This window comes from Salisediminibacterium beveridgei, assembly GCF_001721685.1.
Classification (GTDB): Bacteria; Bacillota; Bacilli; order Bacillales; family Salisediminibacteriaceae; genus Salisediminibacterium; species Salisediminibacterium beveridgei.
The window spans coordinates 290,558-302,032 of sequence record NZ_CP012502.1 but is presented as its reverse complement, the minus strand read 5'-3'; the positions used below and the strand labels follow the sequence as shown (position 1 = coordinate 302,032).

General features: G+C 47.9%; 8 protein-coding genes. 6 read left to right on the top strand and 2 right to left on the bottom strand.

Going from position 1 to position 11,475, the window contains the following annotated elements; translation table 11 throughout:
• Positions 1-12: 12 nt before the first annotated feature.
• Positions 13-819 (bottom strand): ABC transporter permease, encoded by an 807-nt coding sequence (locus BBEV_RS01440; protein WP_069363837.1) that lies wholly within the window; start codon positions 817-819, stop codon positions 13-15.
• Between the two features lie 229 nt (positions 820-1,048).
• On the bottom strand, positions 1,049-2,317 hold the full coding sequence (locus BBEV_RS01435) for a nucleotide sugar dehydrogenase (RefSeq protein WP_069363836.1): 1,269 nt from the start codon (positions 2,315-2,317) through the stop codon (positions 1,049-1,051).
• A gap of 207 nt (positions 2,318-2,524) precedes the next feature.
• Between BBEV_RS01435 and BBEV_RS01430 the strand changes: the two genes are divergently transcribed.
• From BBEV_RS01430 to BBEV_RS01410, 6 genes are all read left to right on the top strand, one after another.
• Positions 2,525-4,582, top strand: coding sequence for a S8 family serine peptidase (locus tag BBEV_RS01430; protein ID WP_069363835.1), 2,058 nt, complete (start codon positions 2,525-2,527; stop codon positions 4,580-4,582).
• Positions 4,583-4,854: 272 nt separating this feature from the next.
• Positions 4,855-6,483: an aminoglycoside phosphotransferase family protein gene (locus BBEV_RS01425; protein WP_069363834.1), complete on the top strand. Its 1,629-nt coding sequence runs from the start codon at positions 4,855-4,857 to the stop codon at positions 6,481-6,483.
• Positions 6,484-6,485: 2 nt separating this feature from the next.
• Positions 6,486-8,213, top strand: coding sequence for a cell wall-binding repeat-containing protein (locus tag BBEV_RS01420; RefSeq protein ID WP_069363833.1), 1,728 nt, complete (start codon positions 6,486-6,488; stop codon positions 8,211-8,213).
• Positions 8,214-8,216: 3 nt separating this feature from the next.
• The gene (locus tag BBEV_RS17295) at positions 8,217-8,378 is read left to right on the top strand and encodes a hypothetical protein (protein WP_157100890.1); all 162 of its coding nucleotides are present in this window, start codon (positions 8,217-8,219) and stop codon (positions 8,376-8,378) included.
• A 153-nt stretch (positions 8,379-8,531) separates the two neighbouring features.
• Entirely contained in the window at positions 8,532-9,941 is a 1,410-nt protein-coding gene (locus tag BBEV_RS01415; protein WP_069363832.1) for a cell wall-binding repeat-containing protein, read from the top strand.
• A gap of 86 nt (positions 9,942-10,027) precedes the next feature.
• A complete protein-coding gene (locus tag BBEV_RS01410; RefSeq protein ID WP_069363831.1) occupies positions 10,028-11,365 on the top strand; it encodes a cell wall-binding repeat-containing protein in 1,338 nt (445 codons plus the stop codon).
• The last annotated feature ends 110 nt before the right edge of the window (positions 11,366-11,475 follow it).

Here is an 11,475-nt window from a genome sequence, read left to right as displayed (position 1 = left end):
GGTTCCCCTTGGTTACAAATAATCGATTAACCGGTTTCTGAACCGGTAGTGGACGTGAACGCCTAAATAAAGAATAAGCATAACGAGACTCCAGAAATAAACAAAGTCCGCAACACCGCCGTAGAATGGTTCATCAAAGATGAAGGCGGCTCTGTAAATGCCCACAAGATAGGCCAATGGATTGACTTTCGTCAGTGTCACCAGCACCTCATGTGATTCGTTCGCTACCCAGAAGATCGGGGAGAGAAAGAAAAACATGCGCAGTACGTTCTGCAAAACATTCTTCAAATCGCGAATGAGCACAATCATCGTACTCATGAACAAGGAAATGGAAAAACTGAGCATGAACGCAGCGACTAAAAAGTATAGAAACAGCAGATAGTTTACCGGTGAGCTGTAACCGAACAGCAACGAAATGATGATGACGAAAGACGTCGTGATAAACAGGTTGATCATCGATTGAATGATCGAGACCGAGATGAGTGTGCTCGCAGGGAACCTGACTTTCGTGATCAGGCTGAGTTTACTCAGAACGGAATTGGATGCGGTATTGACCGATTGATTAAAAAATAAATAAGGAAACAGACCGGTAATCAGATACATCACGAACGGGACCCCCTCAACGTCCCCCCGGTCTCCCCTGAGGCCAAGTCCGAAGATGAGCCAGTAGATAAACACCTGCATGGCAGGCTGAAGCACACTCCAAAACAGCCCCAGATAATGATTGGAATAGGTGCTTTTGATCTGGTAGAGTGCAATTTTATAGATCCGGCTCCGGTTATGATACTGTTCCAATAATAACGCATAAATTTTTTTCATACGACTACCTCAATTAATCTGCTATTTTTTGATGAGCTGTTGTCAACCGCCCTCCACGAAATAACTTGACGGGCTGTTTGAATTGTAAAGAAGACCTGGCTTATCACCAAGCAGGCGGCGAAAGTCTTGGTCGCACTTATCCTTCAATCCTTAAATGAACTTACACATTCCTGAGAAGTAGAATCAAAAAGATAACAGAATACTGCTGTATTCTGTTATCTTTCATATATTAGTGTTTAACCTTTTCTGTGAAAGACAAGTTCCCGAAATTCATCACATTGACGTCACCTTCAGGAAGTGAGACAACATTTCTGACGTCAAATACGTTTTTATGTTTCATCGCAGTAAAATCTTTCTCCTGGAGGTTCTTGTATTCATCGTGATCTGTCAGGACCAGCGCGAGTGATGCACCTGTCAGGGACTTGACGAGATCCTTTTCCACCCATGACTGCTTCACATGAGGATCATGGGCCACCACTTCAATCCCCGGCTCTGCCAAGAGCATATGATAAATGTCCATGGCAGGACTCTCCCGGATGTCATCCACATTCCCCTTATACGTCAGACCGAGGACCGTCACTTTCTGACCCTGATCGCCGGACAACATCCGCTTCACTGCATCCAGCACATAGGCCGGCATGGAGGAGTTGATATCCCGGGCCTCTTTAATGAGCCTTGCCTGTTCAGGCGCTTCAGCAATAATGAAATAAGGATCAACCGCCAGACAGTGGCCGCCAACGCCTGGTCCCGGCTGGTGCAGGTTCACCCGGGGGTGTTTATTGGCCATTTCAATCACATCGAGTACGTTGATATGTAAATGATGACAGATTTTAGCCAATTCGTTCGCCAAAGCAATGTTCACATCGCGAAACGTATTTTCCATCAGCTTGGACATTTCAGCTGTTCTTGCATCGGTTTTGATGATTTCGCCTTTGACGAAGGTTTCGTAGACTTTGGCCCCGTGCTCTGTGCAAGCCGTTGTCAAGCCTCCGACGATCCTGTTGTTATAGATCAACTCATCCATGATTTTACCCGGCAGCACCCGCTCCGGACAGTGTACAAGATAGATATCTTCCCCCGGGGTGAAACCTGCCTGTTCCACCAGCGGTTTCACATAATCATCCATGGACCGCGGGGCAATGGTCGATTCTACGATCACCGTATTCCCTTTTTGCAGGTATGGAATCACGCTTTTGACAGCACTGATGACCATGGACAGGTCACAGGATTTATGAAGATCATCTTGGTTCGGTGTCGGTACCGCAATGATGAATACATCCGACGTCTCCGGTTTTGAACTGACACGGAACGTTTTCTTTTCGAGCACTTCTTCCAATGCGTCCTGAAGGCCCGGTTCCTGTATATGAATACGGCCATTCTCCAACGATTCAATAATGTCCTGATTCACGTCAACCCCTAATACATCAACACCGAAACGTGCAAACATAATTGAAGTGGGTAAGCCGATGTACCCTAACCCGACGGTCGTAATTTTCATTTTAATTTACACTCCTTAGAAATGTTCAGATAGCTAAATCATAACATATTTGCACGCTAATCATATGAAATAAATGAACTCAATGTCAATGAAACTTCAAATATCCCACTATTTTAATTTTTTTACCCAAAAAACCCCTAATTCATTTCAATTAGATTATAATGAAATGACAAAAGTATTACATTTCAAGGGACTGGAGCGATGCTCATGAATTGGCACAAGTTAATATTCGTTATCAGCATACTATGGTTGACCGTCTCAGCCGCACCCGCACAGGCAGAAGAACAATCGGATTCGTGGTTACTCTCCTATCATGATGAGGCCATCATCGGTTTCCTTGAGGACGAAAAGATTGCCGTAGCGAATCATTATGAGCGTATTGATACCCTGCACGTATACGCAGATGAAGACAGCATCCAGACCTTCTTTCATCATCCTATGGTCGACTACATCGAACAAGATGTTGCATTTCAGCTGGACTCTTCGTTCACCGAAATGGCCTCATCGGTTTTTGATGACTACGATTACATAGACGACCCCTTATGGAATATGGTCCAGATGAACCGAGAAGATGCTGTATCAAGGGACCTGACCGGACAAGGCGTAAAAGTGGGGATCATCGACACCGGCATTTCACCGCATCCGGATATTCACTTATCCGGAGGCATTTCCACAGTAGAGTACACAGCGGATTACTATGATGATAATGGACACGGGACCCATGTGGCCGGCGTCATCGCCGGCCGGGATAATCAGGCTGGTGTCGTCGGGCTCAGTCCCGGCGTCTCCATCTATTCGATTAAAGCCCTCGATCAGATGGGCAATGGCCATGTCAGCTCACTGATTGCCGGCATTGAATGGGCAATGGATCAGGAATTGGACGTCCTGAACCTCAGCTTGAGTGCCACACAGGATATACGCTCACTTGAGCGGATCCTGCAGGATGCCTACAATGACGGAATGCTCATTTTTGCTGCAGCGGGTAATTCCGGTACAACGGATCCTTCACTTGATACGATGACGTATCCGGCCAAATACGATGACGTCATCGCAGTCGGCGCTTCCAATCCATCCATGGAGCGTTCCATCTTTTCATCCACAGGGGACCAGGTGGAGTTCTCAGCACCAGGAGAGCAGATCATCAGCACTTACCTGGATAACCGATACGCCGTGATGAAAGGCACTTCCGCCGCCACACCGCACGTGGCAGCCTTAAGCGCCTTGCTCTTCGAAGAATTTCCCGGCCTCACCCATCACCAAATTCGCAACCGTCTCCAATCCTATGTCATTCCGACGTCCATCAATCGTTCCACGAGGGAATACGGATTCGGTATCAGCCAATACATCGATTTCAAACAAGAACCGGCGACGTTCGACCGGTTATTTGGCCAAAATGCCCTGGAAACGTCGGCAGCCATCGCCCGGGAAGGATGGAGCCAATCCGATACGGTTGTTCTCGCAAGACACAATGAATTCGCCGATGCCCTTGCAGGTGTACCTCTTGCGGCTCATGAGAATGGACCGCTGATTTTGACGAGGCCCGACAGACTCAATGACGTAACCAGAGATGTCCTTCGTGATTTACGTCCGAAAAAGGTCATCATCCTCGGTGGTGCCGAAGCGGTGTCACTCGATGTCGAATTAGCCATCCGGCAGATGGAGATCGACGTGGAGCGTGTAGGCGGGCAGAACCGTTACGAAACAGCGACACTGATCGCAACGAAATTGTTCACCAACAGCAGTCCGTCCGAAGCCTTCATTGTCACGGACCGTGTGTTTGCGGATTCGATTTCCATTGCCCCGGAGGCCGGAAAGAATGGGATCCCCATTCTACTGACGCAACCGGAACGGCTTTCTTCAGCGACAGAGGCCTTCATCGATTCATCTGACATTGATGATATCACGATCATTGGCGGAGACATCGCAGTCAGCAGCGCCGTCGAAGGTGAACTGCAAGATTATAACGTCAACAGAATCAGTGGAGCAAACCGTTACGAAACCAATAAACTGATCAATGAGACATACTTCAAACAGCATGACCATCAACTGTTCGTTGCCCGTGGCGACCGGTTTGAAGATGGATTGAGCGGTGCAGCGCTCGCAGCTGCAAATGAAAGCCCGCTTGTCCTGGTCAGTCAGAATCTCACTTCTCCGACGAGAGCATTTATCGCCAGCCGGTCGTTCCAGCGTTATATGATCCTCGGTGGTGATGTCGCTATCGAACCAAAAACGGTTGAAGAAATTAATAAATTAAAAAATCGGTAAACTCCAGGTTTAGACTTTTGACATCGGGGTATTAGATAGCTAAGAGTTGAAATCCACCACTTTCATCTCTCCCCCCCTATCATTATATAGGTGCCGACGCACTGGTCGGTATAGCGATTCTTCCTCGTCCCAAGGAAGGGTCGCTTTTTTTGTTGAAACGGTTCCTTCTGCATATATACAGACAACACCTGATTTGATAAGATCTGTATATCTGATTTCGATACATAAACACAATGATGCCTTTAAACACTACTGCAGGAAGGTGTGATCGATTGATCAAAAGAATTTTACGAACCATGCGTCACAAGAAAATCACGACGCTTTTGCATCAAGCCCGTGCTTTCCGTAATTCCGCTCAATCCGATCAGGCTTTGGCTGTACTTCAAAAAGCTGAGCGGTTGTCTCCAAACGACAACCGGATTTTGAAAGAATACGTATGGCTTCATATCAGACAAGGGCATGAACTCGATGCAGCTGAGCTGCTTTCACAAGTGATCACCAATCAGATCGAACAACAAGTATTGAACGAGAAAGACTTCTTCATGCTCCATGACCTGAATCTGAAAAACCACCGGTATGAGCAGGCGCTCATTCATTTGGATGCAGCCCTCACGCATCAGAAACAGCAAAAGCGCGTATCTGTAAAAGCACTTTACGAACTGTACCGGTTGAAAAAAAAGCGCCCCGCACCTCCGGACCTCCTGAAAGACCTGTCCACCCGCTACCGGCCTGAAATGATGCAAACAGATATGAGACATGCCCTGTTCGAGTATTCCCGGGATATGCAAGTGCTTCTCGACTGGACAAAGGAAGCTATCGATGAAGGGCCATGTGAACAGTTAGATAAGGATTGGGTCTCCTGTTTTCATGAGGGGGGCTATGAGGGGCCATTGCCGTCACTTTTTTTTGAGTACTGCGAGGTAACAGGGAATCGTGATCTGTACTCCCTGGGAATTGGCGTTCACCGGTATTTGTTGGGTCGGGCGGATCCTGAGTCCATTCGTATCATGAGGCACAAAAGGGCCAGATTACGCTTTCTGAGCTACGACGGGACACCTGCCATCGAAAAATTATACACCAGACATTCCGAATCGTCCGAACGGAGCCTTCTGTTTTACCACCATTTCGCCCAGAACCTGGCTGATCATGTTCCTGCACTGCACGGCTATACGTCCACACTTCGGTATGATGTACATTACTATGCCTATATAGAGCCGGAATACAGATACAGAGATGACGGTTACATGAAGGATGTTATGGATGCGTTGCTTCAAATCCATGCGGTTCCCGTAAAAGACTATTCGGAAACTGCCCCTCTGGCATTGAGAGATAGAAACAGCTATATCACCTCCAAACGAACAGTCCTGCAAAAGAGTCTCGAAACATTCAGAGATCATCCGCTCATCAGAGCTGAACCAGACCTTTTACAGTTATTCAAATGGGGCGAAGCACACGCCGAATCCATTCTTCGCACCATCGATCAAGCTGTCCCCGTTTTTTCTCATGGGGACTTTCATGGAGGCAATATCCTCAACCAGGGAGATCGATTGATCGTCATTGACTGGGATGCAAGTGGCCTAATGCCCGCAGGCTTTGATCTGGCCGCCTACGCGATTACCGTTTCGAACAATGATCTCTTCTTGCCTGCCCTTGATTATTACTACGACAACAGTCATCTCAACCGTCACTATACGAAAAACGAGCTGATTTTCCTCGTCGCCTGTATGATGATGCTGAGATTATTGCCCGCCCTCTTCAAACAGAGTCGTCTATCTTTGCAAGATGAAGCGATTACGAACCGCATTCCGACGCTTCAAGTAATCTATGAACTGGTTAATCGATCACAACAATCGTTTGCGAAAGAATCATCCAGTATCCAATCATTCGAAAAGAGGTCATGACATTGAAAAGTAAATTAGTCGTCATCCCGTTTTTTATGCTGCTGTTCCTCCTGCTGTTTTCCACGGTTCACGCCAGTGCACTGACTCCTGAGCGTATAGAGGGACCAAACCGGTATGACACTGCCATCGAGGTCTCCAAAAACGGCTGGGACCAGGAATCGGACTACATCATTCTTGCCACCGGCGAGGATTTCCCTGACGCCTTGGCCGGGGCACCACTTTCCAAAAAATACAACGCCCCTGTCCTGTTAACACCCAGTGACCGGATCCTCGACTCGGTGATGGATGAAATCAAACGCATCGCTCCTAACACCGTGATCCTTCTCGGTGGTGAAGTCGCCCTGTCCAGGAACATCGAAGACACCATTAACAGCCAAGGCTTCGACACCAACCGCATTGCCGGTGACAACCGCTTCGAAACCGCATCCGAAATCGCAGCCGATCTTGATTCGTCCCACCAGGAAGCGATGATTGCAAATGGGATGGATTTCCCGGACGCTTTATCAGCCGGGACGTATGCAACCGACTCACAAACACCGATCCTGCTTACGATGGATGACCAAGTTCCGAAGGCAACCGAATCGTATCTGAACGATAACAATATAGAGAAGACTTACGCCATCGGCGGGGAACTCGTGATTGGTGAGCGGGTCCTGAACGCACTCCCTGGTCCGCAACGCATCAGTGGTGAAAACCGCTTCGAAACCTCGATGGCGGTAATCAATGAATTAACGCCTGGGCGCGGGCAATTATACTTTGCCACAGGCACCGATTTTCCGGATGCATTAACCAGTACACCACTGGCCTCGAAAACCGGCGGGCAAGTCGTCTTAACGCACCATGAGCGGGTGCTTGAATTTGACTCACAGCCCTCCATTGCTGATTACATAGGCAAGCACCTGATACAAGGAGTTCGTATTATAGGAGGAGAAGTCGCTGTGTCCAGTCAATTTGAAGAAACCTTATCATCACTGCCAACCTTCAATCTCGAAAAAGATGCCTTGACGAATTTAAAGGAAGAAGGGGGCTTTTTGCAGGAAGTCCTCCAATACGAAAGTACTTTCTCTGCCAATCAAAATCATGGCGATCCGGATCATGATCCCGGGTTTGTCTATCTCGAAGGGGATTCGGAGATTCTGGTTACCGTTCCCCATTCAGTGGTTCACTACCGAAAACCAGAAGATATGAACAACACTTGTAATGAAGTCACTTTCAACGGTTCAACTCTCTGTGGAAGAAGTGCCGAAATCTACACCGGTGCTCTTGGTCTGATGCTGCATGAGTATACGAATGTCCATGTTCTTTACGTGAAATCACCTTTATTGGATGTGAGCCATTACCATGATGTGCCCTATAAAGAAGAATTGGAGCGCATACTCAGCCAAAAAGACATCTCTATGGTGATCGATCTGCACGGCGCCGGCTTTGCGCGCGAATTTGACATTGACCTCGGCACCGCTTTTGGTGAACTGATCGAGCAGGAGAAGATCGAAAACCTGAAATCCAGTCTGCAAAAGCAAAACATACATGAAACCTATGAAAATCACACCTTCAGTGCCTCCACCAGCCGGACACTTGCCAATTACACGTATCACGAGCTTGGTACAGAGGCCGTTCAAGTTGAGATTCACAGACGCTACCGAGATCCACGCAATCAACCCGACCTGTATTTCAACCTGCTTTTCGGCATGAGTGAATTTATCGAATGGTATAATCAAAAGGAGTCATAAAACATGAGCACCAGGAAAAAACGAATCCCTGAACTTGAGGGCCTGCGCAGCATTGCAGCCCTCTTAGTGGGGATCTATCACATCTGGTTTGAACGGGTTTCCGGTGGTGTGGCTATCTTCTTCGTCGTCTCCGGGTTCCTGATGACCGGGATCGTTCACAATTGACTACCTCAAATGTAAAAACCATGGCACCGATACTAAAAGAGGAAATCATGGAACTGATTGATTAATTTTACGAATTCAGGTGACAAATCCTTGAAATCAGATTATAATAATATATGTACTAAAAAAACAAAATCTGGAAAGGTGGTCTTTAATTTGAAAGGTAAGTTGAGTTTCGTTGCCCTGTCCCTGTTGTTGGTCATTTCGCTTTTTGCAAGTCCTGCTTTCGCCGAAGAAAGTAACCGTATTGCTGGTGACAATCGTTTTGAAACGGCAGTGGAGGTTTCCAAAACCGGCTGGGAAGATGGTGCGGATCATGTTGTTTTAACAACCGGCATGGCTTTCCCTGATGCTCTAGCAGCAACACCATTAGCTTCTGAACTCGATGCTCCAATCTTACTTACAGGTCCGACGACGCTGCATGCTGCTGCAGAAGCTGAAATTGAGCGCCTCGATCCTGACCATGTCACCATCATCGGTGGTGAACTGGCCGTATCTGAAGATATCCAAACGGTTATCGAAGATATGGATATCGAAGTGGACCGTATTGGTGGAGACAACCGCTTTCATACTGCCCACCTTATCGCACTTGAACTGCTTGAAGTGAGCGAGAACGATCCAGAACGTGCAGTACTTGCAACTGGTATGGACTTCCCGGACGCCCTTGCTGTCGCACCTTATGCAGCGGAGAAGGGCTACCCGATACTCCTGACATTGCCTGACCGTCTCCACCCTGAAACCATCGCAGCTCTTGACGCGGTTGAGAACGAAGCGACTTACGTCATCGGTGGCGATGTAGCGATTTCTAAAAATGCCGAAAATGAAGTCAAAGGAACGACGGAACGTATTGCTGGTGACAACCGTTACGAAACAGCTGGTAAGCTGATCGATCGACTCATGGGCGATTGGGGCAAAGACGTCTATGTTGCAACAGGCCAGGAATTCCCGGATTCCCTTGCCGGATCGGTATTGGCTGCAAAAGAAGAGGTTCCTGTATTCCTGACGCTGCCTGATCGCGTCAATGAGACCGTCCTCAACAGCATGAATCAGTTCGGTGTCAAAGACTTCACCCTTCTCGGTGGCGAAGTTGCGCTAAATAGTGACGTGGAATCAACGTTGAATAACCTGTTGCTTGTCGATGGTGACTTTTCTGAAGTTACGAGCCAGGGATTTGATCTGTTCCAGTTGATCAACCACGAGCGCACAAACGCGGAACTTGACGCGTTAAGATTGAACGTGGAATTAACCGGAAAGGCTGATTTCTGGTCCGAGTATATGATGGAGAAAGATTTCCTTGATACTTCATCCAGTGAAAATACGTTTGATGACATTCTGGAGAAAGACACTGACTTCGAAGCTGAAAATGCTTCAGTCAACACCCAACACGGCCTTTACCCAGCCAAGGAAGTAATGGATTACTGGTTGGCCGGGAGTCAAAGCAAGGAAAACCTGATGAATGAAGATGCGACTCACGTCGGAGTAGGATTTGCTTATGATGACGATCGTCCAGATGCAACCCTTAAAGCACCATTCTGGACCTCTGTATTTTATGAGTACAAAAGATAATCTGACTGTGTTATAATGCTCGAGTCAAGCTCCGGATCTACTCTGGAGCTTGACTCATTTTACATACTGAAAGGAAGGATTGTTTCATGAAAGTTACATACTTTTTGTCGTTTCTTCTCTTATTGCTCGTGTTGCCGATGTCGGTTTCAGGTAACGCTTATATTGACCTGGACCGCATTCAAGGAGAAGATCGTTTCCAAACAGCCATTGAAATCTCCAAAGAGGGGTGGGATCAGGCCGATACAGTCATCCTGGCCACATCCACCAATTTCCCTGATGCATTAGCAGGTACACCGTTGGCTGCCAAGCATGATGCGCCCATTTTATTGACAGGCCAGAATCAGATCAATGACGAAACACTCGAGAGAATCCTGGAACTGCAGGCCGAAGAAGTGATCTTGCTCGGCGGGGATCAGGTCATTCCTGACACAATTGAAGACCAGCTCTCTGACAAAGGGATTGAACAGATCACCAGAATCGGCGGTGCCAACCGCTTTGAAACCGCTCAGCTGATTGCAGATGAACTGGAGGCTGATCATGCGTTTATCGTCAGTGGCACCACCTTCCCGGACGCCCTGTCCATCGCTCCTTATGCGGCACAGGAAGGATCTCCTGTTCTCTTGACGATGCCGGATCAATTACCGGAAGACACGGAATCAGCAATGGGGAACTATTCGTCCACCACCGTGATTGGTGGCGAAGTCGCTATCACGGATGACGTCGTTGACAGTCTTCCGCAAGCGGAACGGGTATATGGTGAGAACCGTTTTGATACTTCTGCTGTGATTGCCAAAACATACTACCCGGACGCCACAGAAGCTTTTGCGGCGACTGGTATGGATTTCCCGGATGCATTGACGGGTTCAGCTGCAGCTTCAAAACTCGATTCACCGGTGCTGTTGACACACACAGATCACACACCTCAAGATATTCTTGACTATCTCAGCAGCAGCCAGATCCAATCCATCAATGTGCTGGGCGGACAAGTGGCCATCAACGAAGCTTCCTTTGAATCCCTTCGCAACAATGATTTGATTGAAGGAAAAGTGTCCGCCATCAACAGTGACGCATTCGAGGTTTTCTTACTGGTCAACGAAGCCCGCATCGAGAGGGATATCGCTCCTTTGACCTTTCATACGGGAATCAGCGAGGTTGCCGAGGAGAAGTCCCGGGACATGAATGACAATGACTATTTTGCTCACGAATCACCAACTTACGGCTCACCGACAGACATGCTGGCGGAATTCGGGTATCCTTATTCCGGCGGTGAAAATCTTGCAATGGGTTACTATTCACCTGAAGCCGTGTTTGAGGCCTGGATGGACAGCGCCGGCCATAAGAGCAATATTTTGAATGGGAGCTACACCCATATCGGTGTCGGTAAGGATGATACCTACTGGACACAGCTCTTCACGATTCAGTAATCCGCTTTCCACCGAAGCATACTACCGGGCACCTGCCCCATGAAGAGACCGGCCGTTCGAACCCCATCGGTTCGTCTCAATAAACAGAAGACCTAGAAAACGCACCATGG